This window comes from Streptomyces sp. SLBN-118 (genome assembly GCF_006715635.1).
Lineage (GTDB): Bacteria > Actinomycetota > Actinomycetes > Streptomycetales > Streptomycetaceae > Streptomyces.
Genome location: NZ_VFNP01000002.1, coordinates 560,398 through 586,638, shown reverse-complemented (window position 1 = coordinate 586,638; position 26,241 = coordinate 560,398). Strand labels below are relative to the sequence as shown.

The window sequence follows — 26,241 nt, the reverse complement described above, 5'->3', positions numbered from 1 at the left end:
CGAGAGCGCCCCAGAGCGGGTGCGCTGTTATGCATGCATGTTAAGTAGCGGTGACGGGAGGGTGTCAACGATGCGGCGCAAACTGGCCCGGTTATGCCCGGATTTTTGGGGGTATGATAGACGAGCTTGCTACTTAACGCGTAAGTAGCAAGCTCGTGAGGATGGCGAGGGTGGGCTCAGCCCTTGCGGGAGATCGATCCCAGCTCGCGGGACAGGCGCCCGACGGCCTGCTGCGGTGTCTGCCGCAGCGCCATGACGTCCTGGACGACCGCCTGCACGGCAAGGCTCACCTGGTCGTAGCGAGGGCTCTTGGGGCGCGGCTCGGCCGCCAGCACGCTCTGCCGCAGGGTGGGCAGATACGGATAGGCGCGCACCAGCGCGGGATCCTCGTACAGCGCGGCGCGCACGGGAGGCAGTGAGCCCTCGGTGAGCACCTTGCGCTGGACGCGCTCGCTGGTGAGATAGGCGATCAGATCGGCCGCCGACTGCGGATGCCGGGAGCGGCTGCTGACCGCGAGATTGGAGCCGCCCAGCACGCTCGTGCCCGGCCCGTCCGGCCCGGGCAGCGGCACCGCGCCGAACCTGCCGGCGACCTTCGATCCCGGCGCATTGGCCAGCGCGTACACATAGGGCCAGTTGCGCAGGAAGAGCAGCCGGCCGTCCTGGAAGGCCTGCCGGGACTCTTCCTCCTTGTAGTCACGGGCGCGGGGGGAGATCCACCCGTCCCGTATCCCTCCCGCGAGGAACTCGAGCCCCTTGCGGGCCGAGACCGAGTCCACCGTGACCCGGGCCCCGTCGTCCCGCAGGATCGACCCGCCCGACGAATGGACGGCCTCGGTGGCGTTGACGGTCAGTCCCTCGTACGGCAGGAACTGACCTGCATAGCCGTCCAGTCGGTATTTGGGTGCGAGGGTCTTCGCCTGCCGGGCCAGCTCGTCCCAGGTGCGCGGCGGCCGCTCGCCTGCCCGCTCCAGAATGTCCTTACGGTAGTACAGCAACCCGGCATTGGTGACATACGGGACGGCATACAAGCGGCCGTCGAAGGTGGCTGTGTCGACCACGGGCGCCAGGAAGGTGTGCAGCGGAAACGCGTCCCGATCCAGTGGGGAGATCCAGCCCGCCGCCGCGAACTCGGAGGTCCAGGCCACGTCGATGTTGAGGACGTCGAACCGGTCGCTGCCCGAGCGCAGCTCACTGATCATCTGGGCCCGGGTCTCGTCCGCGGAGTCGGGCAGCTCGACGAGCGTGACCTTCTCCTCCGGGTGACCGCGATTCCAGTCGTCCAGCAGTGGGCCGAGATAGTGGGTGAGATCGCCGGCCGTCACCAGGGTCATGGGACCGCGGTCCTTGGGGGCCTGCGCACCCGGCTCGCTTCCGAAGCCCGCGTACCCCGCGAGGAGCACGGCAGCAACTAGGAGCCCCCTACCCGCGGCCCGTATCCACCGCATAGGTTCCTCCCAGTCCACCGAGCCGGCCGCGCCGCCGTCTCATGCGGCCTATGTATACCTGTTAGGCATGGGCGATACTAGACGTCCATGCGGAGAAGGCGGGTGGCGCGAGCCACAGCCCTGATCCGAGTCAACAGTCAAGTACGGTCCGGGAGGGAGGGGGCGCGTGCGGCTGCCGCTCCTGGCACTCCTCACCCGTGGCCCGGCGCACGGTTACGAGCTCAAGCAGGACCTTGAGAAGCTCCTGGGCGCCGCGTACCCTCAGCCGAATGTCGGCCAGATCTACGTCACTCTCGGGCGGCTGGAGAAGGCCGGCCTGATCGCCGGCGAGGATGTCGAGCAGTCCGGCAGACCCAATAAGCGGACGTACAGTCTCACCGACGCGGGGCGCGAGGCGGTACTCGCCTGGTTCGACGAGACCGCGGACGAACCTCGGGTGCGGGACGAGTTCTTCATGAAGGTCGCACTCGCACCCCATTCCGGTCTCGCCGACCCGATCACGCTGATCAACAAGCAGCGGCGGCAGTACCTGAACACCATGCGCGACCTGTCGAAGCTGGCCGCGGCCGAAGACCGGGACAACAAGGTCTCCCAGCTGTTGATCGAGGGCGCGATGCTGCATCTGCAGGCCGACCTCGACTGGCTGGAACGCTGTCAGGAGGAGCTGGAATGAGCGACGACACCGCTCCCGTCGCGCTGGACGCCCCCGGCCCGCAGGGCTGCGAGCCGATCGTGCGCGCCGAGGGTCTGACCAAGACCCATCACGGCGAAGGCGCGCCGGTTCAGGCCGTACGCGGAGTGGATCTGACCGTTCAGCCCGGGGAGTTCGTTGCCGTCACCGGCCCCTCCGGCGCCGGAAAATCCACCCTCCTCCACCTCATCGGCGGGCTCCAGCGGCCCGACAGCGGCTCGCTGTGGCTGGACGGCCGCCGCGTGGACGCCTATCGCGAGGCCCGGTGGGCGGTACTCCGCCGCCGGAGCATCGGCATCGTCTTCCAGTTCTTCAACCTGGTCTCCGACCTCACCGTCGCCGACAACGTCGAACTGCCCGCGCTGCTCGCCGGCGCCTCGCCCAAGGCCGCCCGCGACAGCCGTGCCGAACTCCTCGCCGAACTCGGCCTCGAAGGCCGCGAGCGCTCGATGCCCGGCGAACTCTCCGGCGGCGAGCAGCAGCGTGTCGCCCTGGCCAGGGCCCTGGTGAACCATCCCGCGCTGCTGCTCGCCGACGAGCCGGCCGGAAGCCTGGACAGCAAGGGCACCAGGGAAGTGCTCCGGCTGCTCTCCCGCTTCCACCAGCGCGGCCAGACGATCCTGCTGGTCACCCATGACGCACGGATGGCCAGCGCGGCCGACCGGGTCATCAGCTTCTTCGACGGGCGAATAGCCGACGACGCGGCACTCGACGCGGGGCAGCGCACCACGGGCCGCGGCGTCTCCGGCGTACTCGAACTGAAGGAGTGAGCGTGCGGGCCACTCTGCGCTGGGCGCACGCCGACCTGCGGGCACACCGCGGACAGTCGCTCTTCGTTGTCCTGGCCAGCGCCGGCATCATCGCCTCGCTGCTGCTGGCCGTGGCCCTGTTCAGCTATGCCGCCAACCCCTGGCAGCGGATCTTCAGCCAGTCCCAGGGCGCCCATGTCTGGCTCCACACCCGGTCCGCCGCGGACACGGCAGCGCTGTCCGAGCTCGACGGCATCGCCGGAGTCTCGGGGCCCTTCCGCACCGGGCAGGTCACCCTTGAGTCCCGCGGGGCGAGGGCGAGCGTGTCACTGCGTGCGGCCGACACCCGGCCCCCGGAGATCGCCCGGCCGCTCGTCACCGCAGGCGACTGGCTCGATCAGCAGCCCGGGGGAGTCGTACTGGAGAGTTCCCTCGCCCGCGTCCTGTGGGCGGAACCGGGCGACACACTGACCGTGGCGGGACCGGACGGCACCGCACGCACCCTCTTTGTCGCCGGTGTCGCCGAAGCCGCCGAACCCCGCTACCGGCCGGGCGGTGAGCCCGGCATCGGCTGGGTCCTGCCCCGCACACTCAACCGCGTCGCGGCGGGAAGCACGGGACAGAGCGTCGGGCTGCGTCTGACGGATCCGGCCGACCTCGACTTCACCATCCAGCAGGCCGTCACCCAGCTCGGCGCCGACCGGGTCGCCCGGGTGACCAAATGGCAGCAGGCGCGCGCCGAGGCGGGCAGCGACGACCGGCTGCTCGGGCAGCTCTTCGCCGTGTTCGGCCTCGGAGCCCTGCTGGCCGCCGCGCTCGCCGCGTCCGGGGCCATCAGTGCCCGCATCCGCGGGCAGCTGAGGGACATCTCCATCCTCAAGGCGATCGGGTTCACCCCCGGCCAGGTGGTACGCGGCTTCCTCGCCCAGCACCTCGCCTTCGCGCTGCTCGGGGTCACCCTGGGCAGCGCCGCGATCGCGCTGCTCGGCGCGCGGATACCCGGCAGGATCGGCGAGGCGGCCGGGGTCTGGCAGGACCTGCCCGGGCACACCGCCCTGATGATCGGCGTCCCGAGCGGCGCGGTGCTGCTGATCGCAACCGCCACCGGACTCGCCGCCTGGCGGGCCGGCAGGGTTCCTCCCGTGCCCGTCGCCCGGGCCGCGCTTCCCTTGGCGTCCCGCATGACCGGCCTCGGCCGCCGGGCGCTCGGCATGCGGGTCCCGCCCGCACTGGTCCTCGGCTGGCGGGCGGCGTTTCCCCGGCGGCCGCGCACGCTGATCACCGTGGCCCGGCTGGCACTGCCCCTCCTCATGATCACGGTCGCGCTCGTCGCCTGGTCGACGCTGGACATGTTCCGCAGCCGCCCCGCCGACATGGGTGTGCCCGCGGCGCTGTCCGTACGTGCCGAGCAGCCCGGGAGCCTCAGCGGCCGTGACCTCGAGCGCGCTCTTGCCGCGCCCCCGGACGTCTCCGCCGTCCACCCGGGCGTGGAGGTCGCGGCGCTGGTGCCCGGCCAGACCGGCACCATCACCCTGCGCGGGCTCGGCACGGCAGACGCCCCCTACCCGTTCACCGTGGTCGAGGGGCGCCCCGCCGACGGACCCGACGAGGCGGTCGCCGGCCAAGGACTGCTCGACCTGCTGGACGTGCGGGTCGGGGACTGGGTGCGGATGACGGTGGAGGGACGCCCGCAGATCCTGCACATCGTCGGCCGCAGTATCGAACCCGAAGCCGGCGGCCGGGTGATCTCGACGACCGTCGACACGCTCCAGGAGCGCGACCCCGCGGTGCGGCCGGACTTCTACCACCTGGTCCTGCGGCCGGGCGCGGATCCCCGGGCCGTGAGCAGCGAGCTCGCCCACGAGGCCGGAGGAGCCCTGGAGATCCGCGAGACCACCAACCCGGGGGACCGGCTGGAACCGGCGCGGGGTGTGATCGCGGCCCTGATCGGGGTGCTGGCCCTGATCGGGCTCACCGAACTGCTGACCCTCATCGGCACGTCCGTCCGCGACCGCGGCCGCGATCTGCTCGCACTCAAGGCGATCGGCCTGACCCCTCGCCAAATCAGCTCGGCGATCGTCGCGGCCGCGGGCTTCACAGCGCTGCTCGCCGCCGCTATCGGCACGGGACTCGGGGTGCTCTCCGGCAGCTGGCTGGTGGACACCCAGGGGCGCTCCAGCGGAATGGGCGCGGGCATCGCCCATGTCCCGCCCACGCTGCTGCTGGCTTCGGTCGTCGTTGGAGCCGTCCTGGGCGCCGTCGCGGCCGCGGCGCTGCCCGCGGCCCGGACGGCCCGCCGCCGGCTGGCGGATTCACTGGCCGAGACGCTCTGAGCGCTACGGCCGTGAACTGCCGTTATGCGGCTTCACGGCCGACTGCCGGGCGTGACGTAACTCATCGTCCCCTCGCGGGATCGGCTTGAAATCCTCGGGTACGGTGACCAACGCTCCGTACTGACCAGCACACTCATCGACACCGTTCACGAGGACACCGGATGCCCATGTTCCGGGGCCGGTTGCGACATCCCTAGACCCTTGGGCCGCCGGCCCGCGACACGACAGGGGAGTTTGATGTTCCGCAAGGTATTGGTCGCCAACCGAGGTGAGATCGCGATCCGCGCATTTCGCGCAGCGTTCGAACTCGGCATCTCCACGGTGGCGGTGTTCCCTTACGAGGACCGCAATTCACTGCACCGCGCCAAGGCGGACGAGGCGTACCAAATCGGTGAACCCGGCCATCCCGTACGGGCGTATCTTTCCGTCGACGAGGTGATCAAGGCCGCGCGCAAGGCGGGTGCCGACGCGATCTACCCCGGATACGGATTCCTGTCGGAGAACCCGGACCTCGCCGCGGCCTGTGCCGAGGCGGGGATCACTTTCGTGGGACCGCCCTCCTCGGTCCTTCTTCTGACGGGCAACAAGTCCCGGGCGGTCGCGGCGGCACGGGAGGCCGGAGTTCCGGTCCTCAAGTCCTCGGAGCCGTCCACCGATGTCGACGCGCTGCTCGCGGCCGCGGACGACATCGGTTTCCCCCTGTTCGTCAAGGCCGTTGCGGGTGGTGGCGGCCGGGGCATGCGCCGGGTGGCCGAACCCGGCGAACTGCGGGAGGCGGCCGACGCGGCGATGCGCGAGGCGCAGTCCGCATTCGGCGACGCGACGGTCTTTCTGGAGCAGGCCGTCGTCAACCCCCGCCATATCGAAGTGCAGATCCTCGCCGACGCCCAGGGCAATGTCGTGCACCTCTACGAGCGGGACTGCTCGATGCAGCGGCGCCACCAGAAGGTCGTCGAGATCGCACCCGCACCCAACCTGGACCCGGATCTGCGCGCGCGGATCTGCGCCGACGCCGTCGCCTTCGCCCGCCACATCGGATACGTCAACGCGGGCACCGTGGAGTTCCTCGTCGACGAGCGCGGCAACCACGTCTTCATCGAGATGAACCCCCGCATCCAGGTCGAGCACACGGTCACCGAGCAGGTCACCGGACGCGACCTGGTCATCGGGCAACTGCGTATCGCCGCCGGTAAGTCCCTGCCCGAACTGCGCCTGACCCAGGACGACATCGTTCTGAACGGCGCCGCCCTGCAGTGCCGTATCACCACCGAGGACCCCGCCAACGGCTTCCGCCCCGACGTGGGCACCATCTCCGCCTACCGCTCACCGGGCGGGCCGGGCGTCCGGCTCGACGGCGGCACGGTGCACACCGGCGCCGAGGTGTCGGCGCACTTCGACTCGATGCTGGTCAAGCTCACCTGCCACGGGCACGACTTCGCCAACGCCTCCCGCCGCGCGCGCCGGGCCATCGCCGAGTTCCGTATCCGCGGCGTGGCCACCAACCTGCCCTTCCTCGGTGCCGTCCTCGACCATCCCGAATTCCGGGACGGCCGCATCACGACAAGCTTCATCGACGAGCATCCGGAGCTCATGCGGGCCCGCCCGTCCGCCGACCGCGGTAGCCGCATGCTCACCTATCTCGCCGAGACGACCGTCAACCGGCCGCACGGTCCGCGCCCGCGCGTCATTGAGCCCAGTCACAAGCTGCCTGCCACATCGCTCGCCGCGGCGCCGCCCGAGGGCTCGCGTCAGCTCCTCGCAGCGCTGGGACCCGACGCCTTCGCCGCCCAGCTGCGCCGCCAGTCGGCCGTAGCCGTCACGGACACCACGTTCCGCGACGCGCACCAGTCCCTGCTCGCCACCCGCGTACGCACCCGCGATCTGCTTGCCGTGGCACCGCACGTCGCGCATTCGGCGCCGCAACTGCTGAGCCTGGAATGCTGGGGCGGAGCGACCTACGACGTGGCGCTGCGCTTCCTGGCCGAGGACCCCTGGGAGCGTCTGGCGGCGCTGCGCGAGGCGGTCCCCAACATCTGCACGCAGATGCTGCTGCGCGGGCGCAACACCGTTGGCTACACGCCCTATCCGACCGAGGTGACGGAAGCCTTCGTCGCCGAGGCGGCGGCCACCGGGATGGACATCTTCCGGATCTTCGACGCGCTCAACGACGTCTCCCAGATGCGCCCGGCGATCGACGCGGTGCGCTCCACGGGCACGGCACTGGCCGAGGTCGCCCTCTGCTACACCGCGGACCTGTCCGACCCCGGCGAGAAGCTGTACACGCTGGACTACTACCTGCGCCTGGCCGAGCAGATCGTCGAAGCGGGCGCGCATGTGCTCGCGATCAAGGACATGGCCGGGCTGCTGCGCCCGCCGGCCGCCCGCACTCTGGTGACCGCGCTGCGCGAACGCTTCGACCTTCCGGTGCACCTGCACACCCACGACACGGCGGGCGGACAGCTCGCGACGCTGATGGCCGCGATCGACGCCGGTGTCGACGCCGTCGACGCCGCCGTCGCCTCGATGGCGGGGACCACCAGCCAGCCGCCGCTGTCGGCCCTGGTGGCGGCCACCGACCACACCGAGCGTGCAACGGGTCTCTCGCTGCAGGCCGTGGGCGATCTCGAGCCGTACTGGGAGGCCATGCGGAAGGTGTACGCGCCGTTCGAGTCCGGTCTCGCCTCGCCCACCGGGCGGATCTACCACCACGAGATCCCCGGCGGTCAGCTGTCGAACCTGCGCCAGCAGGCGATCGCGCTCGGCCTCGGCGACCGCTTCGAGCTGATCGAGGACTGCTATGCGGCGGCGGACCGGATGCTGGGCCGCCTGGTGAAGGTCACTCCCTCGTCGAAGGTGGTGGGCGACCTCGCGCTGCATCTGGTCGGAGCCGGGGTGGAGGCCGCCGACTTCGAGTCCGACCCGGGCAAGTTCGACGTCCCGGACTCGGTGATCGGCTTCCTGCGCGGTGAGTTGGGCGACCCGCCCGGTGGCTGGCCCGAGCCGTTCCGTACCCGGGCTCTCAAGGGCCGCCCGTCGAAGGCGGAGGCGCCCACGCTGTCCGACGAGGACCTGCGAGGTCTGAACGACACGCGCCGGGCCACCCTGAACCGGCTGCTGTTCCCCGGTCCGACCAAGGACTTCGACACGCACCGCGAAGCCTTTGGAGACACCTCCGTACTGCCCACGCAGGACTTCTTCTACGGCCTTGAGCCGGAGACGGAGCACACGGTCACCCTCGAACCCGGCGTCACGCTGCTGATCGAACTGGAGGCCATTTCCGAGGCCGACGAGCGCGGCTTCCGTACGGTCCTGGCCACGCTGAACGGGCAGCTGCGTCCGGTGTCCGTGCGCGACAAGTCCATCGCGACGGAGGTCAAGGCGGCGGAGAAGGCCGAACGCGGCAATGAGCGCCATGTCGCCGCACCGTTCGCCGGAGTGGTCACGCTGCAGGTGGAAGAGGGCGATGCGGTGTCCGCCGGCCAGACGGTCGCCACGATCGAGGCGATGAAGATGGAGGCATCCATCACGGCGCAGTGCGCCGGAACCGTGGGCCGGCTCGCCATCGGCAAGATCCAGCAGGTCGAGGCGGGCGACCTGCTCATCGAGATCGGCTGACGCTCCGCGCTGACGACGTCGCCGTTCGGGGGGCCCACCGAGGCCCCTCGTTCGGCGGCTCGTACGGTCGGGCTCCTCGCGCGGGCAGCTTCGACCCCGTAGAAGGGAGGCACCCAACACCTCGTCAGGGAGCCGCCCGTGAAAGCCCTCGTCGCCTCCGACTACACGCCGCTGGAGCGGATCGGCGTCACCGACCACCCCGCTCCCGCCGCGGAACCCGGGCAGGTATTGATCAAGGTCGAGGCCGCGGCACTCAATCCGCTCGACCTCATGCTGATCACGGGCGCGGCGAAGGAGAGCTACCCGGCCCACCATCCGATGGTCGTCGGAATGGACGCCGCGGGCACCGTTGCCGAGGTGGGCGAGGGCGTGTCCGGATACGCGCCGGGTGATCCGGTGCTCGCCTTCACCGGACAGGCAGGCGCCGTGGCCGAGTACACGGTCGCGTCCCCCGGCCCCCTGCTCGCCCGGCGGCCCGCGGGCTGGACAGGGCGCACGCGGCCGCCATCCCCGAATCGGGGCTCACCGCCGTCTGCCTGCTGCGCGCCGTCGCGCTCGCCGAGGGGGAGAGCGTTCTGGTGATCGGGGCCACCGGCGGCATCGGGCTGTTTGCCGTGCAGCTGGCCGCGGCTCTCGGAGCCCGGGTGGTCGCCACTGCGACCGAGGAGGACGAGGGCTATCTGCGCGGCCTCGGCGCCACCGACACCGTCGACTACAGGAGAGCCGACGTGGTGGAGGAGACCTTGCGCCTGGTCCCCGGCGGCGTCGACGTGGTCGTGGACCTGGTCAACAGGGGCGAGGGGCTCACCGACACCGCGCGTGCCGCTCGCCCGCGCGGCCGGCTGGTCTCGCCGCTCTTCGGGCCCGCCGAACTGGAGCGTGACGTCTCACCGGTCTACATCGGATCGTTCCAGGCGCTGCCGGGCGACCTGGAGGACCTGGCAGCCCGGGCGGCGGACGGCAGGCTGCAGGTGGAGATCGGCGCGCGCTACCTCTTGGACAACGCCGTACAGGCTGTCGTCGACTTCGCCGGGAAGCACATCCGCGGCAAAATTGTCATCACCACCGCATGACGGACGGCGTGCACGAGACACACGAAAGGGGTGGCTCTCATGAAGCGCGGAATCCTCGGCGGCACGGGAATCTCCGTCAGTGAGTACGCGCTGGGCGCCATGATGTTCGGCGCCTGGGGCAACGCCGACCCGCACGCGTCGGTCCGTATGATCCACCGGGCGCTGGACGCGGGGATCAACGTCGTGGACACGGCCGACGTCTACAGCATGGGCGAGTCCGAGGAGATTGTCGGCAGGGCGCTCAAGGGCCGCCGCGACGAGGTCGTGGTCGCCACCAAGGGCAGCAGCTCGATGGGCGGCGATCCCAACAACAGCGGAAACTCACGGCGTTGGCTCACCCGCGCCGTGGAGAACAGCCTTCGCCGCCTGGGCACCGACCACATCGACCTCTACCAGGTGCACCGGCCCGACGCGGACACCGACATCGACGAGACCCTGTCCGTCCTGTCCGATCTCGTACGGGCGGGCAAGGTGCGCGCGATCGGCCACTCCACCTTCCCTGCGGAACAGATTGTCGAGGCCCAGTGGACGGCCGAGCGGCGCGGCCACATCCGATTCCGCACCGAGCAGCCTCCGTACTCCATCCTGGCCCGCGGGGTCGAGGCCGCCGTGCTGCCGACCGCCCAGCGCTACGGCCTGGGTGTGCTGACCTGGGGCCCGCTCAGCGCGGGCTGGCTCTCCGGCAAGTACGCCAGGCCGACGGACATCAACCTCACGGAGGGGAGCGGCCGCGCGGCCCTCGAGCGGCACAAGTTCGACCCGTCGGTGCCCGGCAACGCGCGCAAGCTGGAGGCCCTCGGCGAACTGACGAAACTGGCCGACGAGGCGGGCCTGAAGCTCCCGCACCTGGCGATCGCCTTCGTACGCGCCCACCCGGCCGTCACCGCGGTGATCGTCGGCCCGAGGACGAGCGAGCACCTGGAGGACCTGCTGGACGGCGTGGACGTCGAGTTGAGCGCGGACGTCCTCGACCGGATCGACGAGATCGTGCCTCCGGGCACGGACTTGAACCGGAACGACTTCTACTACACGCCGCCCGCGCTTTCCGACGCATCCCTGCGACGCCGCTGACGCTGCGAGGCCGCCTTCCCCGTCCTTGCGTGGCGTGGCCGCGAAAATGCGTTGTCGGTGATCGGCCCACTGGGAGGCTTCCCGCCATGTCTGAGAATCTGTCCAGCAGTTCACCCGGCGTTGCCACCCTCTTCTCGCAAGGGCGGCTGACGGCGATTCCACGCAAGGCGGCCCGCCGCGAGCAGTTGCTCGTCCACCTCACGGAGACGCTGTTCGAACGGGACCGGGCCTACAGCGAGCGTGAGGTCAACGAGGCCCTGCTCACGGTGCACGAGGACTGTTCGGCGTTGCGCCGCTACATGGTCGTGGCGAGCCTGCTGGACCGGACGAAGGACGGCAGCAGCTATCGGCGGGTCCGGTAGCGGTCAGGACGCGGCAGGCCCGGTCCAGTCGGCCGCCACATGGGCGAGCCGTACGCGCTGCGGGTGGTCGCCGACCGCGACGGATGCGACCTTCCTGCTGGTGGCGAAGTCGATCGCGGTGACGCGGTCGGCGCCGCTCTCGGAGATGACGCAGGAGCCGCCGTCGCCGCTGACGGTCGCCCAGTACGGCTTGGAGGCGGCAACCAGGGGCCCCTCCTGGAGTGATGCCCGGTCGACGATCGTCGTGTAGTCGTCCATCGTCCCCGCGATGCACAGTTTGTCGCCCGCGGCGTTCATCGACATTCCATGGTGGCGCGAGTCGTTGACCCAGGTGGTGCGGTCCTCGCTGGTCGCGGGATTCTTCGGCAGCGTCTTCGCCCGGGTGATCTTGTCGGAGGCGACGTCGTACTCGAGGAAGCCGTTGAAGAACGAGACCTGGAAGTAGAGCTTCGACTCGTCCGGGGTGAAGGCGACGGGTCGCACCGCGTCGGACAGGTCCTTGCGGCCGAAGGCGTCGAGCCGCGCGCGCATGTCGATGACCCTGACCTCCTTGAAGGTGGTGGCATCGACGACGGTGATGCGGCGGTCGCCCTTCGTCCAGTCCCACGCGGGATCGTCGAGAGCGGTGTTGACCTCGCCGATCGACATGTTCCACAGATGACGGCCGCCGCCCGTGAAGATGTTCTCGTGCGGCTTGTCGCCGGTCTTGAACGAGCCGAGCTGTTTGCCGGTCCGGATGTCGAGCACATGCACGGTGTTGGAGGTCGATGCCGACACGGCGACGCGCGTGCCGTCGGGCGAGACCATCATGTGGTCGGAGCGGTAACCGGACACCGGGAAGCGCCAGTTGATCCGGCCCGAGGCGAGATCGATCGAGACGACGTCGGCGAAGCTCGGGCGGGAGACGACCATGGCGGTGCCGTCGGGCGTTGAGTACATGTCGTCGACGAACTGGTCGTGTCCTTCGCCGGGACCGTTGCGGATGCCGAGGAAGTAGATGAGCTTGATCGGGTTGAGATAGATCTCGGTGAGCCGCTCGTTCTTGTCCGGTATGACGTTGATGCGGCCGATCTTTGCGAAGTCGCCGCGGGAGTTGATGACGTCGGCGGTGCCGTCCCAGTTGTTGCCCACGAACATCACCTCCTTGAGACCGGCGGCGGTGTCGGCGGTCGCGGCGGATGCGACGGGTGCGGTGGGTTCGGCGAGAGCCGTATGCGAACCTGCGACGGCCATGGCGACGGCCGTGGCGAGTGCGCCGAACGCGCGCCGGGTGGTCCGCTGTGGACGCCGGCTTGCGGGCAGAGACATCGTCGTCGTTCCTTCCGTGGGGGGCGCGAGGGGGCGGGCTTGTGCGGGGAGCTGCGGCAGGGGGGAGTCTGAATACGGTCCGGTTCAGACTGGGCTACTGGAAAGTAACGAGAGGCGGTGCGGTCCACAAGACTCGCGGCACGAGAAAATGGCCGGACCGACGAGGGAGGGACGCGTGGCCGGCAGGCTCAGACAACCCACGGGCCGCTACGGAGGCAGGTCCGCCGAGGAACGACAGGCCGAACGGCGCCGCCGGTTCCTCGACGCCGCACTCCAGCTCTTCGGCGACAGCCCGGGCTACCGGGCCACGACGGTGGCGGCGCTGAGCGAGACGGCAGGACTGTCCACCCGCCAGTTCTACGAGGAGTTCCGCACCCTCGAAGACGTACTCGCCGCACTGCACCTCCAGGTCAACGACTGGGCGGAGGAGGCCGCGCTGGCCGCGCTCGCCGAAGCCGAGGGCCTACCGATCGCCGAGCGCGCCGCGGCGGCGTTCCGCGCGTACGCCGCCAACGTCACCGGCGACGCGCGTCGTATGCGCATCACTTTCGTCGAGATCATCGGTGTCAGCCCGCGGCTTGAGGAACAGCGGCTCGCCCGGCGCTCGCGCTGGGTGGACCTGATCCGTGCCGAGGCGGCATCGGCGGTCGAGCGCGGAGAGGCGGCGCCGCGCGACTATCGCATCGCTGCGGCGGCCTTCATCGGAAGCGTGAACGGCCTGTTGCACGACTGGAAGTCGGGCTGGGTGGATGCGACGCTCGATCAGGTCGTGGACGAACTGGTGCAGTTGCTGCTGGGAATCCTGCGCCCGGTGGAGCGGGCGCAGGGCACATAGCGCAAGGGGACGCATGCCGAAGGCGGCGCGGCCCTGAGTGCTTGTCGCTCCCGCACCGCTCACCTTCCCGGCGGCACTGAGCTCTCGATATGGGTGAGTTGGGCCGCCAGGCTGCTCAGCCACTGTTCCAGGTCGATCAGCGTCGGCAGGGGAGCGACGCCCTGTATCTCAGGCGGTGCGTGGTACGTAGCCAGGGCGGGCGGCGCCGGTGCCCGGTTCTCGGCGGCGCAGAGCGCGGCGATCTGGTCGGTGGCCCCGACGAGTTGTTCGGCTGTGGTACGGGCCCATGCGGCGGCGTCCGGAGGAATGCCTGCCGGGGGCAGGTCGAAGCGGGGCAGCCAGTGGGAGCCGAGCAGGACGTGGTTCGCCGTGAGCAGTGCGGCGTGCCAGTCCATGAGATCGGCCGACGAATCGCCCGGTTCGCTCCGGAGTTGGACGTACGCGGCTTCGGCGAGGCGGAGTCGGTGAAGGACGGGGTAAGTGGCCGGCAGCGGCGTGGTCCCCGCAGGCGCGGCCAGCAGCACCCGCACCGTCCCGGTGATCAGCGGGCCGCAGGAGCTCAGCAGCTCGGACACCGTTCTTCGTACTTCGCGCCGCGCACCGGCCGGCCAGGCGAGCAGCCCGCACAGCAGTCCGATCGCGCTGCCCGTGACCACGTCCACGATCCTGTCCTCGGCCAACTGCCAGGAGGCGGGGGCGATCTGGGCGAACGCGGCCGACACGACCAGTGTGAACAGGGCCTGCGCCCAGGCGATCCCGAAGAGCGGTCCGAGTGCGAAGGCGGCCAGCATGGCGGGCGCCAGCATCGCCGCGTACGCATCGGTGTGCCGCCCGAAGACGAACAGAAGCGTGCCCGCGGCGACCGCGCCGACCAGCGTGCCGATCAGCGTCGAACGCACGGCCGTCCAGGTGGCCCCGGCGGTCGTGCGGCCGAGCGTGAGCACGGCGAGCAGCACCCAGAAACCGTGGGCCAGGTCCAGAGACCCGGCGATCAGGCGGGCGGCGCCCAGCCCCAGCGCGGTACGGGTGGCGTTCTGGAACAGAACCGAACGCAGCGTCGTATGACCGACCAGGCGACGCCACCACAGGTACGGGGTGCGAGCGTGCGCGTACCAGAAGAGTGCCTGCGGCTGGATCGGCCCGGCGCGCCTGCGGTCCAGCCCGACGCGTACGGCGGTCTGCAGGATCCGCGCCGATTCGGCCATGGCCAGCACCGACGCCTGGCGGCGCAGTGCGGGGACCGGCGGCGCGGTCCCCGGCGTCCGGGTCGCCCGTGCGATACGCAGCGCCTGGAAGCGCTTGATCGCGGTGTCCAGTGCGGGGCCCGCCGACCGCGGGGGCGGGCGGCCGGTGCGCAGGGCCTGGGCCGTGGAGTCGCAGTGCGCGGCGACCTGGCCGAGCAGGCCGGCCGAGGCCGCGTCAGCCTCTTTGTCCCGGCCGGCCGGGGTTTCACCCAGATGCGCCAATTGGTCGAGGAGTCTGCGCGCCGCGGACCCGGCCTGGGCCATGGCGCGGGCCGAGCGCCCGGCCCCGGCGGGCCGTTCGGCGGGTGGAAGGAGGGAGAGCCGCAGCCGCCGTCCGGTCGCCCGCAAGCGGTCCGCGGAGTCGCCGGTCTCTCCGGCCGTTGCTGCTGCCGCCGTTACTCCGGTGGCCGCCGCCGCTGCCGCGCGACCTGCGATCGCGACGGCTTCCGTCAGCCTCTCCCGGTAGGAGACGGTCGGCGCGGCGGGCAGCAGGAAGACCTCGCACGCGGCAAGCAGCAGTACGCCCAGTGTGAGCCCGGCCAGCCGCGACCCCAGTGCGTCCGGTGCGTAGGGCGGAAAGCAGGCCAGGATGTAGAAGAGCTGGAGCCCGGGCGCCGCTCCGGCCGGGCGGGGCCCCCCGACCGCCGCAAAGGCGAGGGCGAAACCGACCACCAGCATCCCGAGTACCGCCGCCCAGGTGGTGACCGCCAGCGCCGTGCCCAGAGTCACGAGCACGAGGCCGACCGGCAGGGCGCGCAGCATGACGGCGGCCCGCTGCCGCCCGGAGCCGGGGATCGGGGACAGGATCCCGAGTGCCACCGGCCCGAACAGGGCGTACAGGGCTGTCGCGGTCCGATCCACCCCGTACACGAAGGGATAGAACCCGGCGCACGAGGCCGTGGTCACCCGGATCGCCCGGTGCACGATTGGCGTACGGTCCGGCTTCGGCGCGGCCGCGCGGTGGCGCCCCGGATCCGCCTTGGCGGGGGGCGGCCGGCTCACGGCCGGATCTCACGGTTGCCGGCGCCGACGTCCGCGGGCGGCCGGGGCGCGCGTACGGACAGCGGCGGCACCGTGCCGTGGACGACGAGCATGGGCACGTTCCTCTCGGGCGACGCTGTCGCAGCGTCGCGAGTCGTTGGGGCATGCGCCCTTGGGGTGTCCGGCCCCTCAGCCATTGTCGGCTGGGTGCCGCGGGTCCGCAGCCCGGGCCCGTACGGCTGCCGGTGCCGCGCGGTGGAGGACCGGCCGGATCGCGGGGGAGCGTCGGCGGAGGCCACCATGGCAGTGAGTGCACGGATCCGGCCGCGCCGGAACCCTGCGGAAGCCGGGAGGTCGAATGTCTGCCGAGCGCGCTGCTCCGCTGATCTGGGACACGATCGAGCGTTACTTCGCACTGCTCCAGGCCCATGTCCCGGCGGAGCGGATGCGGGACGAAATCCTCACGGACGACTTCCGAACGGGCTTTGTGAACGGGCTGATGTGGCAGGGCGATCAGGGGCTGCGGGACTTTCTCCAGGCCCGCGCGGAGTTCTTCGACGAATCCCACGTCGTGGAGCAGCTGTCGCGGCCCGAGCGAATGCCCAGCGGCCGCTGGCGCGCACATACGAGGCTGGAGTTCTTTCTGAGGCAGCGGCTCGAAGGATCGCCCGTGAGCGAGACATTCACCGGCAAGGCGTTCCACGTCTGGGAGTTCGCCCCGATGCCCACGCTCGTCGACCCACCGGGAGGCGCCCCAACGGGAGGCGCCCGACCGGGTGACGAGCCACCGGGTGACGAGCCGTCGGACGGCGGCTGGCGGGTTGCGGCGCAACTGATCGAGGGCTTCGCCGCCCTCGACGAGAACGCCCGGCGCCTCTTCTCGCAGCCCTCCGCCGGAATGAACCTCGACGAGCCCTGAGAGCGGGAGGCCGACCACCGTGCACACCCTGCTGCCGGTCATCTTCGCCGTCTGCGCGGCACTCAGCAACGCGGTCGCCACCGTGCTCCAGCGCAAGGCGGCGCTCAGCGTGCCGCGTTCCGAGGGCCTGCGCGCGGGTCTGATGCTCGATCTGCTCAAGCGCCGCATCTGGCTGGCCGGAATCCTTGCCGTCATCGCGGCCGGCGTGTGCCAGGCGGTGGCCCTGGGAACCGGGCCACTGACGATCGTTCAGCCGCTGTTCGTCCTGGAACTTCCGCTCACCCTGATCGTCGCCTCGCTGCTGATGCGGCGGCACCTACCGCGCGTGGGCTGGGTGGCCGTGACCGCTGTGGTGGCGGGTCTGGGTGTCGCCCTCGCCGCCGCGTCCCCGATGGGCAACCGCACGCATGTGCCGCTGGACCGCTGGGTCCCTGCGCTCGCCGTGTGCCTGGGCCTGGTCGTCGCGCTCGCCCTGGCGGCACTCAAACGCCCCGAAGGCCGGGCCCGCGCCGCCTGTTTCGGCGCGGCGACCGCCATCAGTTACGCGCTGACCGCCGGGCTGATGAAGGCGGCGGTGCACATCCTCGACGACGAGGGGATCGTGGCGTTCTTCACCGCATGGCAGACCTACGCCTTCGCGGCGGTCGGCGGGGGAGCGCTCTTCCTGCTGGAGAACGCGATGCAGGCGGGTCCCCTGGTCGCCTCCCAGCCCGCACTGACCCTCGGCGACGCGTCGGTGAGCCTGGCCCTCGGCATCATCCTGTACGAGGAACATGTCCGCTCCGGCTGGTGGCTCCTCCCGCAACTTCTCGGTGTCGTCATGATCGCCACGGGAGTGTTCGCGCTCGCCCGGATGCCGCTGACCCGGTCGGTGGTCGCGCCCGACGAGCCACAGCGAGTCGGCGACGCGCCGTGAGCATCCGCATATCAATGCGTACCGGGGTGTCCACCGGTTGTGCCCGTCGCGGGCAAGGCGGATTCTGGAGGCAATGAACCGGGCTGGTGTTGCGCTGTGAGCGCATGGGGCGCGGCGAAGAGTGCCGATTTCCGTGGTCCGCTCGATGTCGCCAGGGCTGCCACGGTGGTTCTTGATGCCCAGGACACGGTCATCGGATGGAGCCGCACGGCCGAGGAACTCTTCGGATACGCCCAGGACGAGATCATCGGAAAGCCTCTGGACACCTTCCTGCCGCCCCGGCCGTCCTCCGGGCTCACTGCGGCCGACGAGCCGGGCTCGGCCCTGGGCGTCCCGCTGAGCGGTGGCGAGATCCGCGTCGCTCAGCACAGTGACGGCCGCTCGCTGCTCGTGGCCACAGCGGTGAGTTCCCTGCCCGGCACCGGCACGGCGGCTCATGTCCTCGTCGCGACGGCACTGGAGAGTCTGCGGCTGTGGGAGTCCCGGCTGGCGCTGCTGCACGGGCTGGCCACCCAGTCGCCCGTCGGCCTGGGCATTTATGACACCGACCTGCGCCTCACGTGGTGCAACGCGGCGTACGAGCTGGAGATCGGGCTGCCGTTCGCCGAGTTCCGCGGTCTGCGGGCCGACGAGCTGTACTCCGAGGGAAGCTTTGTCACCGAGAGCTACCCGAACACCCTCGACTCGGTCATGAACCAGGTACTCGACACCGGAGAGCCGATCGTCGACCTGCACTTCCGTGGCCGGCCGCCCAGCGATCCAGACGTCGAGCACCTCTGGTCGTGCTCCTACTACCGGCTGCAGGACGCGGACGGGCATGTCTTCGGGGTCTGCGAGGACGCATTCGACATCACCGATCGCTACGAGGCGCAGAAACGGCTGGCGCTCCTCGTGGAGGCCGGCCGGGGCATCGGCACCGTCCTCGATGTGATGGTCACCGCGGAGGAGATCGCCGAGGTGGCGGTCCCGGAATTCGCTGATGCCGTGACGGTCGACCTCGCCGAGGAAGTGGTGGAGGGCCAGGTGCTGGGCGCCGGTGGCCCGGCAGGGGGCGCTCTCGTGCGGGTCGCTTCGCGATCGGCCGCGGCGACCGGAACGGGCGACGAGCCGGGCGAGCCGGAGCTGCCGAATCCGTCCGCCCCTGTCGACTATCCGCCGGGGTCCCCGCAGCTGCGCAGCCTCGCCTCGGGAGGGCTCGTACTCGCGGACGACACCTTGGTCGTTCCGTTGCGGGCCGGGGGCAGCACACTGGGGCTGGTCACGTTCCGTCGTCCGCCGTCGGCCACCTTCGAGAACGTCGAGATAGCTCTCGCCGACGAACTGGCGGCCCGAACTGCGGTGTCCATCGACAACGCGCGACGCTACGCCCGTGAGCGTGCGGCCTCACTCGCCCTTCAGCGTCAACTGCTGCCGCGCCACCTTCCGCAGCAGACAGCGGTCGACCTGGCCTACCGCTATCTGCCCACTGACGATGTGACCGGTGTGGGCGGCGACTGGTTCGACGTCATCGCCCTGTCCGGAAGCCGGGTCGGGCTCGTCGTGGGCGACGTGGTCGGCCATGGCCTGCAGGCGGCGGCCACCATGGGCCGGCTGCGCACGACGGTGCGGGCGCTTGCCCAACTCGACTTGTCTCCGGACGAGTTGCTCACCCGGCTCGACGATCTGGTGGGCCAGTCGGCGGAGGATCTGATGGACGCGGTGGGTCCGCCCGTCGAGCCGGGCGAGGACGACGCCACCGGCGCGACGTGTGTCTACGCCGTCTACGATCCGGTCTCGCGCCGCTGCACCATGGCCCGGGCGGGGCATCTGCCTCCGGCGGTCGTGGACCCGCAGGGCCGTCTGTCCTTCCCGGACCTCCCGGCCGGTCCGCCGCTGGGGTTGGGTGGACTGCCGTTCGAGTCGTTGGAGGTCGAGCTGCCCGTGGGCAGTCTCGTGGCCCTGTTCACCGACGGCCTGGTCGAGACCCGCGACCGTGACATCGACGAGGGACTCGACATCCTGGGACGGGTGCTCAGCGACCGCGACAGGTCGCTGGACGACCTGTGCGACAGTGCCGTGTCGCAGCTCCTGCCGGACGGCACGACCGCCGACGACACGGCACTGCTGCTCGTACGCACCCGTGAGCTCGACTCCGGACAGGTCGCCCACTGGGAACTGCCCGCCGAACCGGTCGCGGTGGGCCATGCCAGGGAACTGGCCATCGGTCAGCTGCGCGAATGGGACCTGGAGGAGCTGACGTTCTCGACCGAGCTGGTCGTGAGCGAGCTGGTCACCAACGCCATCATGCATGCCGCGGGGCCGTTGCACCTGCGTCTGATACGTGACCGAACGCTGCTGTGCGAGGTCGCGGACGCCGGCCACACCTCACCACACCTGCGCCACAGCGAGGAGGAGGACGAAGGCGGGCGTGGTCTGTTCATCGTGGCGCAGCTGGTTCACCGATGGGGCACCCGCTACTCGGAGTCCGGGAAGACGATCTGGACGGAACAGCTGTTCCCCTCGACGGACTGACGAACCGGGGCGCGGGTCGCTCCGGAGTACGAGGCCCGTAGAGGGTGCCGGGTTACGGACGAGCCCGACCCGCGCTGCCCCCGGCGGCCCGAGGACCGTCGGTCCGGGCGTCTGCCAACTCGGCGACGACCGCGGCATGATCCGACGGCCACACCCCGTCGACCGGGCCGTCGCCCGCGCGCCGGACGGAGCGGACTGCGCCGAGGCCGCCGGGGCCGGGCGGGCCGACGTGGATGTAGTCGATCCGGACACTGGGGCTGAACGTCGCCGCGACGAAGGGATTTGCCGCGTCCCAGGTGGCCGACGGTGCCTCCGGTGCGGCGTACTCCCAGGCGTCGAAGAGAACTTGTCCGGCAACGACAGGTGCCGTCTTGTAGCCGCCGAACAAACGGATCTCGTCGGAGTCGGGAAACGCGTTGAAATCCCCGGTCACCACCGGAGGAAAGCCGGTCCCGCCGCGGTGAGCGGCAATGAACCCGCCCAGCGCCGCGACCTGTTCGCAGCGCACGGCCGAGGCATGAACCGCTGAGTTCAAATGCGCGGTGAAGAAGGGTATGGGGTGGCCGGGTGCGTCCAGCCGCGCGTACAGCGCCAGCCGCCCGTCGTCGTGCGTCTCGGGGGCGGGCAGCCGCAGCACCGCCCGGTCCACGATCGGCCAGCGGCTCAGTACGGCGTTGCCTATGTCGACGGTCGGGTCCCCGAGCCGCTGCCGCCACCGCTCGGGCGCTTCAGAAGGGGCCCAGGTCCACTGCATGCCGAGTTCCTGCGCGAGCCACCGCGCCATGTTCTCCCCGCCGCCGGCCCACACCTCCTGCAGCCCGACGACATCGGGCCGCAGATCGCGCAGCACACTGAGAATTGCCTTCTGCCGCTGCTCCCACGGCCCGAACCGCCACCACAGGTTCCAGGTCAGTACGCGCATCTGCCCACCTCGCTCGGATACGTGAGGTCCCAGTCTGGGGGCAACACTGTTGATCTACCTCACCGCGTCCGACCAGCCGTACGGCGGACCGGTGCGCCGCCCCGTCCCCGGCCCCGCGCCCACGGCCTCCAGGTCCCGGTCCGCCGCCCGCATCAGCTTCCCGGCGATGTCCCTCATGGCCCTGCTGGCCGCGAGTTCGTCGCCGATCGCGGGGACGTCCACGTCCTGGGGGTTGCAGTGCGCCACCCCATGGCCGGTGAGCGTTGTGCTGCCCGTGTCCAGTACCGCGCGGGCCTTCGTCTTGCCGTCCTCCTCGGACAGATGGACGCTGACCTGCCACTCCAGTGTCCGATGAGTCATCGCGCACCTCCTCGCCCGCGGCCGTGGGAGCCGCCGCGACGCAGTCCTGCCTTCAGGATCCACCCACCTGTCCCCGGTCGCGCGCCGCGCCCTGGCCATACGAGGGATCTCTGTCCACGACACGCGCCATCGCGTCTGGCAACGGCACGTGAGCGGCTACCTTCGCCCGACGAAGGCGCGGCGCGGGATGACCAGGCACCCGGTGACCGCCGGGTCCGGGAGGTGAATGGTGGGGCGCACGAACCGACAGGCCCGTCCGCTACGGGTGCGCGGCAAGGCATCGCCGCGAACCGCCGGACGTCGTGCCGCGCGACGGCTGCGGTGCCTCACCGCGCTGTCGCTGCTGGCCGGGCTGCTGACGTCCTGCGGGTCAGAGGAATCCGGCGGCCCGGTCCGCCTGAACTGGTACAACTTCCCCGACGACTCGGGAGCCCTGGCCACTGCGGCAAGCAACTGCAGCCGCGCCTCGGGCGGGCGGTACAGCATCGCGTACAACAAACTCCCCCGCGCCGCGGACGGCCAGCGTCAGCAACTCGTCCGCCGGCTTGCCGCCGAGGACAGCAGCATGGACATCCTCGGCCTCGATGTCACCTGGGCCGCGGAGTTCGCCGAGGCCAAGTGGATCCTGCCGTGGACGGGCGCCAATCGACTCAGGGCCACCGCGGGCACCCTCGCAGTGCCACTGCAGACGGCGACGTGGAAGGGCAAGCTGTACGCCGTCCCGTACAACACCAACACGCAGCTGCTGTGGTACCGAAACGATCTCGTGCCCAAGCCGCCCAAGACCTGGGCGGAGATGATGGCGATGGCGCGCGTCCTGGCCAAGCAGGGCAAGCCCCACTTCGTGGAGATCCAGGGCGCCCAGTACGAGGGTCTGACGGTGTGGTTCAACACGCTCGTGGAGAGCGCGGGCGGCTCCATCCTCAACCGGACGGCCACCGCACCCTCGCTCGGCCCGCCCGCGGTCCGGGCGGCGACGATCATGCACGACCTGGCCACCTCGCCCGCCGCCGACCCCTCCCTGTCCAACCAGATGGAGGACCAGAACCGCCTCGCCATGGAGTCGGGAAGCGCGGCCTTCGAGCTCAACTATCCGTTCGTCTATCCCTCGATGAAGATGAACAACGCCAAGCTGTTCAAGAACTTCCGCTGGGCGCCGTACCCCGCAGTTGACCCCGGTCGGCCCGCCAGACCGACCATCGGCGGTATCGACCTCGCCATCGGGGCCTTTTCGAAGCACAAGGACCTCGCGTTCGAAGCCGCCCTGTGCCTGCGCAATCGCCAGAACCAGACGACCGCGGCGATCGAGGGCGGACTTCCGCCCACCCTGCGTTCGCTCTACTTCGACAAGACGCTGATCAAGAGCTACCCGTTCGCCGCCGACGTCCTCTCGGCCCTGGAGAACGCGAGCACCCGCCCCCAGACGCCTGCCTACCAGAACGTGTCCATCGCGATCTCGCACACGCTCTCCCCGCCCTCGGCGATCAATCCCCGACGTGATGTCGATGAAATCGGCAGCCAGATCGAGGACGCCCTCGAGTCCAAGGGGCTGATCCCGTGAACACCCCGACCCCCGCTGCGGCGACGGCTCCGGCCCCCGGTACGGCCGAGGCACTGTCCGAGGGCGCACGGCAGGAACGACGGCTGGGCTGGCTGCTGTGCGCGCCCGCGGTGGTCGTTATGCTCGCCGTCACGGCCTACCCCATCGGCTACGCGATCTATCTGTCCCTGCAGCGCTATGACCTGCGCTTCCCGAACCAGGCGAAGTGGGTGGGCCTGAGCAACTACGGGGCCGTGCTCTCCTCCGACTTCTGGTGGGAGGCCTTCTGGGTCACGCTGTTCATCACCGCCGTGTCGGTGGCCGTGGAACTCGTCCTCGGCTTCGCGCTGGCCCTGGTCATGCACCGAGCCATCTTCGGCCGGGGGACCGTGCGTACGGCGATCCTGGTCCCGTACGGCATCGTCACCGTCGTCGCCGCTTACTCCTGGCAGTACGCGTGGACTCCTGACACCGGCTATCTCGCCGCGCTCCTGCCCTCGGGTGACGCCCCGCTCACCGAGCAGTGGCCCGCCATCGGGCTGATCATCCTCGCTGAGGTCTGGAAGACCACCCCCTTCATGGCCCTTCTCCTGCTGGCCGGACTCGCGCTGGTACCCGAGGAGACACTGCGCGCCGCCATGGTCGACGGTGCGTCCGCCTGGCAGCGCTTTATCTTGGTTACGGTGCCGCTGATGAAGCCGGCCATCCTGGTCGCCCTGTTGTTCCGCACCCTGGACGCCTTCCGGATCTTCGACAACATCTACATCCTGACCTCGGGTGCTCATGGCACGGGATCGGTGTCGATTCTCGGCTACGACAACCTGTTCACGGCACTCAACCTCGGCATCGGATCGGCAATCTCCGTGCTCATCTTCATCTGCGTCGGCCTGATCGCCTTCGCCTTCATCAAACTCTTCGGGGCTGCCGCCCCCGGCTCAGAGGAGGCGGGACGCTGATGGCGAGCGCGGGCAAGAGGCACATCACCGGCTGGGCCATCGCCAACACGGTGGTGATCGCCTACGCACTGTTTCCGGTCTGGTGGATCGCGGCTCTGTCGTTCAAGGACCCCACGACCCTCACCGACGGCAACTTCGTCCCCAGCAAGTGGACGTGGGAGAACTACCGCGGCATCTTCGACACCTCGGAGTTCACCCGAGCCCTGGTCAACTCGATCGGTATCGCCCTGATCTCCACGGTGATCGCCGTGGTGCTCGGCACCATGGCCGCCTACGCCGTGGCGAGGCTGCGCTTCCCGGGCAAGAGACTGCTGATCGGCATGTCCCTGCTGATTGCGATGTTCCCGCCGATCTCCCTGGTGTCCCCGCTGTTCAACATCGAGCGCATCATCGGGATCTTCGACACCTGGCTGGGGCTGATCATCCCGTACATGACCTTCTCCCTCCCCCTCGCGATCTACACCCTCTCCGCGTTCTTCCGGGAGATCCCGTGGGATCTGGAGAAGGCGGCCAAGGTCGACGGGGCAACTCCCGCCCAGGCCTTCCGCCTGGTGATCGCGCCGCTGGCCGCGCCGGGCGTGTTCACCACCGCGATCCTCGTCTTCATCTTCTGCTGGAACGACTTCCTGTTCGCCATCTCACTGACCTCGACGACCGCGGCCCGCACCGTGCCGGCGGCGATCGCCTTCTTCACCGGGAGCAGCCAGTTCCAGCAGCCCACCGGTTCGATCGCCGCCGCCGCGGTGGTGATCACCATTCCGATCATCGCCTTCGTGCTGCTGTTCCAGCGGCGGATCGTCGCCGGACTGACATCCGGGGCCGTCAAGGGCTGACCGGCAGCAGCCGACCGTCACGACAAGGAGGACCGACCGTGGCCGAGATTGTTCTCGAGGGCATCACCAAGAGGTATCCCGACGGCGCCCTGGCCGTTCAGGACGTCAACCTCACCGTGGGAGACGGGGAATTCGTCATCCTGGTCGGCCCCTCCGGTTGCGGCAAGTCCACGACCCTCAACATGATCGCCGGGCTGGAGGACATCACCGACGGCACCCTGCGCATCGGCGACCAGGTCGTCAACGACAAGGCGCCCAAGGACCGCGACATCGCGATGGTCTTCCAGAGTTACGCCCTCTATCCGCACATGACCGTGCGCGACAACATGGGCTTCGCCCTGCGCCTGGCCAAGGTGGACAAGGCCACCATCAAGAGCAAGGTGGAGGAGGCCGCCCAGATCCTCGACCTGACGGAACATCTGGACCGTAAGCCGGCGAACCTCTCGGGTGGGCAGCGACAGCGTGTCGCCATGGGCCGCGCCATCGTCCGCAGTCCCAAGGCGTTCTTGATGGACGAGCCGCTGTCCAACCTCGATGCGAAGCTCCGGGTGCAGATGCGCACCCAGATCTCGCGCCTCCAGCAGCGGCTGGCCACCACCACCGTCTACGTCACCCACGACCAGACCGAGGCCATGACGCTGGGGGACCGTGTGGTCGTCATGCGCAGCGGCGTCGTCCAGCAGGTCGGCACCCCGCAGCACCTCTACGACGCCCCGCGCAACCTGTTCGTCGCCGGGTTCATCGGCTCACCCGCCATGAACTTCATCGACGCCACGCTGGAGGAGAACAGGCTGCAGACCGCCATCGGTGACTTTCCGGTGAACGACGAGATCCGTCGCAGCCTGGAGCGGCAGAACGCACCGCGCGACCTCATCGTCGGGCTGCGCCCCGAAGCGTTCGAGGACGCCTCGCTGGTCGATCCGGACCGGGAAGGGACGCGGTTCACCGCGACCGTGGACGTGATCGAGTCCGTCGGCTCGGATGTCTACGCCTACTTCACCCAGGAAGGCTGGCAGGCGACCCTGACCTCGGAACTCGAGGAGCTGGCAGCCGACTCGGGCCAGAAGGAGACCGGAGCCGCAGCCAACAAGATCGTCACCCGGCTCGACGCGTCCACGCGCATCACCGAGGGAGGCGGGGCCGAACTGTGGGTGGACACCTCACGCATGCATGTCTTCGACCCGCGCTCCGGTGTCAACCTCACCCACCCGGAGAACAGGGGTTGAGCCTTTCCCAAATGCCAGCGTGTCATGGCGCGCCAGGCAGCGGCCGGGTGGAGAACATTTGAGGACCACAGTCGCCATGGGGCTGCGGTCGGCACGTCAAGGACATGCCGTGGCAAGCGAACAAGGAATGTGACCAATGGCAACTGGCAGCGTGAAGTGGTTCAACGCGGACAAGGGCTTCGGTTTCATCGAGCAGGACGACGGCGGCCCCGATGTCTTCGTCCACTTCTCGGCCATCCAGACCACCGGCTTCAAGCAGCTGGATGAGGGAGACAAGGTCGAGTACGAGGTCACGCAGGGCCCCAAGGGCCCCCAGGCGGAAAACGTTGTCCGGCTGACCTAGGTCGC

Annotated in this window: 22 protein-coding genes; 17 read left to right on the top strand and 5 right to left on the bottom strand. The window is 69.9% G+C overall.

The features are described 5' to 3' along the window. Positions 1-176 precede the first annotated feature (176 nt). Positions 177-1,448, bottom strand: a complete 1,272-nt coding sequence (locus tag FBY35_RS21220) for an ABC transporter substrate-binding protein (RefSeq protein WP_142215584.1) — start codon at positions 1,446-1,448, stop codon at positions 177-179. A gap of 166 nt (positions 1,449-1,614) precedes the next feature. Between FBY35_RS21220 and FBY35_RS21215 the strand changes: the two genes are divergently transcribed. From FBY35_RS21215 to FBY35_RS21180, 8 genes are all read left to right on the top strand, one after another. Continuing rightward, entirely contained in the window at positions 1,615-2,121 is a 507-nt protein-coding gene (locus FBY35_RS21215; protein WP_142215583.1) for a PadR family transcriptional regulator, read from the top strand. Beyond that, entirely contained in the window at positions 2,118-2,909 is a 792-nt protein-coding gene (locus tag FBY35_RS21210; protein WP_142215582.1) for an ABC transporter ATP-binding protein, read from the top strand. Before FBY35_RS21215 ends, FBY35_RS21210 begins: the two co-directional genes overlap by 4 nt. Before the next feature lie 2 nt (positions 2,910-2,911). After that, complete coding sequence (locus FBY35_RS21205; protein WP_142215581.1) at positions 2,912-5,221, top strand: FtsX-like permease family protein; 2,310 nt, start codon at positions 2,912-2,914, stop codon at positions 5,219-5,221. A 237-nt stretch (positions 5,222-5,458) separates the two neighbouring features. After that, a complete protein-coding gene (locus tag FBY35_RS21200) occupies positions 5,459-8,836 on the top strand; it encodes a pyruvate carboxylase (RefSeq protein ID WP_142215580.1) in 3,378 nt (1,125 codons plus the stop codon). A 138-nt stretch (positions 8,837-8,974) separates the two neighbouring features. Further along, positions 8,975-9,418, top strand: coding sequence for an alcohol dehydrogenase catalytic domain-containing protein (locus tag FBY35_RS21195; protein ID WP_142215579.1), 444 nt, complete (start codon positions 8,975-8,977; stop codon positions 9,416-9,418). Continuing rightward, a complete protein-coding gene (locus tag FBY35_RS21190; protein WP_160159309.1) occupies positions 9,415-9,909 on the top strand; it encodes a zinc-binding dehydrogenase in 495 nt (164 codons plus the stop codon). Before FBY35_RS21195 ends, FBY35_RS21190 begins: the two co-directional genes overlap by 4 nt. Before the next feature lie 39 nt (positions 9,910-9,948). Then, the gene (locus tag FBY35_RS21185) at positions 9,949-10,980 is read left to right on the top strand and encodes an aldo/keto reductase (protein ID WP_142215577.1); all 1,032 of its coding nucleotides are present in this window, start codon (positions 9,949-9,951) and stop codon (positions 10,978-10,980) included. A gap of 86 nt (positions 10,981-11,066) precedes the next feature. Further along, complete coding sequence (locus FBY35_RS21180; protein ID WP_142215576.1) at positions 11,067-11,342, top strand: DUF2087 domain-containing protein; 276 nt, start codon at positions 11,067-11,069, stop codon at positions 11,340-11,342. A gap of 3 nt (positions 11,343-11,345) precedes the next feature. Here the strand turns inward: FBY35_RS21180 and FBY35_RS21175 are convergent, their stop codons facing one another. After that, entirely contained in the window at positions 11,346-12,575 is a 1,230-nt protein-coding gene (locus FBY35_RS21175) for a YncE family protein (protein ID WP_260848946.1), read from the bottom strand. 250 nt (positions 12,576-12,825) lie between these two features. Here FBY35_RS21175 and FBY35_RS21170 point away from each other — a divergent pair, with 250 nt between their 5' ends. Further along, positions 12,826-13,485, top strand: a complete 660-nt coding sequence (locus FBY35_RS21170) for a TetR/AcrR family transcriptional regulator (protein ID WP_142215574.1) — start codon at positions 12,826-12,828, stop codon at positions 13,483-13,485. 59 nt (positions 13,486-13,544) lie between these two features. Here FBY35_RS21170 and FBY35_RS21165 read toward each other — a convergent pair whose 3' ends face one another. After that, the gene (locus tag FBY35_RS21165) at positions 13,545-15,653 is read right to left on the bottom strand and encodes an FUSC family protein (RefSeq protein ID WP_399209463.1); all 2,109 of its coding nucleotides are present in this window, start codon (positions 15,651-15,653) and stop codon (positions 13,545-13,547) included. Between the two features lie 415 nt (positions 15,654-16,068). Between FBY35_RS21165 and FBY35_RS21160 the strand changes: the two genes are divergently transcribed. From FBY35_RS21160 to FBY35_RS21150, 3 genes are all read left to right on the top strand, one after another. Next, the gene (locus FBY35_RS21160; protein ID WP_142215573.1) at positions 16,069-16,629 is read left to right on the top strand and encodes a hypothetical protein; all 561 of its coding nucleotides are present in this window, start codon (positions 16,069-16,071) and stop codon (positions 16,627-16,629) included. A gap of 19 nt (positions 16,630-16,648) precedes the next feature. Beyond that, entirely contained in the window at positions 16,649-17,545 is an 897-nt protein-coding gene (locus FBY35_RS21155; RefSeq protein ID WP_142215572.1) for a DMT family transporter, read from the top strand. Between the two features lie 96 nt (positions 17,546-17,641). Further along, positions 17,642-20,056, top strand: a complete 2,415-nt coding sequence (locus FBY35_RS21150) for a SpoIIE family protein phosphatase (protein ID WP_142215571.1) — start codon at positions 17,642-17,644, stop codon at positions 20,054-20,056. Between the two features lie 52 nt (positions 20,057-20,108). Here the strand turns inward: FBY35_RS21150 and FBY35_RS21145 are convergent, their stop codons facing one another. Beyond that, positions 20,109-20,978 (bottom strand): endonuclease/exonuclease/phosphatase family protein, encoded by an 870-nt coding sequence (locus FBY35_RS21145; RefSeq protein WP_142215570.1) that lies wholly within the window; start codon positions 20,976-20,978, stop codon positions 20,109-20,111. 54 nt (positions 20,979-21,032) lie between these two features. Further along, on the bottom strand, positions 21,033-21,338 hold the full coding sequence (locus tag FBY35_RS21140) for a DUF1876 domain-containing protein (protein ID WP_142215569.1): 306 nt from the start codon (positions 21,336-21,338) through the stop codon (positions 21,033-21,035). Positions 21,339-21,564: 226 nt separating this feature from the next. Here FBY35_RS21140 and FBY35_RS21135 point away from each other — a divergent pair, with 226 nt between their 5' ends. The 5 genes from FBY35_RS21135 to FBY35_RS21115 all read left to right on the top strand — a co-directional run bounded on the left by FBY35_RS21135 (position 21,565) and on the right by FBY35_RS21115 (position 26,236). Continuing rightward, the gene (locus FBY35_RS21135) at positions 21,565-22,899 is read left to right on the top strand and encodes an ABC transporter substrate-binding protein (protein ID WP_186357029.1); all 1,335 of its coding nucleotides are present in this window, start codon (positions 21,565-21,567) and stop codon (positions 22,897-22,899) included. After that, positions 22,896-23,834: a carbohydrate ABC transporter permease gene (locus FBY35_RS21130; protein ID WP_142215568.1), complete on the top strand. Its 939-nt coding sequence runs from the start codon at positions 22,896-22,898 to the stop codon at positions 23,832-23,834. The genes FBY35_RS21135 and FBY35_RS21130 overlap by 4 nt, the downstream gene beginning before the upstream one ends. After that, on the top strand, positions 23,834-24,667 hold the full coding sequence (locus FBY35_RS21125) for a carbohydrate ABC transporter permease (RefSeq protein WP_142215567.1): 834 nt from the start codon (positions 23,834-23,836) through the stop codon (positions 24,665-24,667). The genes FBY35_RS21130 and FBY35_RS21125 overlap by 1 nt, the downstream gene beginning before the upstream one ends. 38 nt (positions 24,668-24,705) lie before the next feature. Next, positions 24,706-25,893: an ABC transporter ATP-binding protein gene (locus tag FBY35_RS21120; protein ID WP_142215566.1), complete on the top strand. Its 1,188-nt coding sequence runs from the start codon at positions 24,706-24,708 to the stop codon at positions 25,891-25,893. A 136-nt stretch (positions 25,894-26,029) separates the two neighbouring features. Next, positions 26,030-26,236: a cold-shock protein gene (locus FBY35_RS21115; protein ID WP_142215565.1), complete on the top strand. Its 207-nt coding sequence runs from the start codon at positions 26,030-26,032 to the stop codon at positions 26,234-26,236. Positions 26,237-26,241 lie beyond the last annotated feature (5 nt).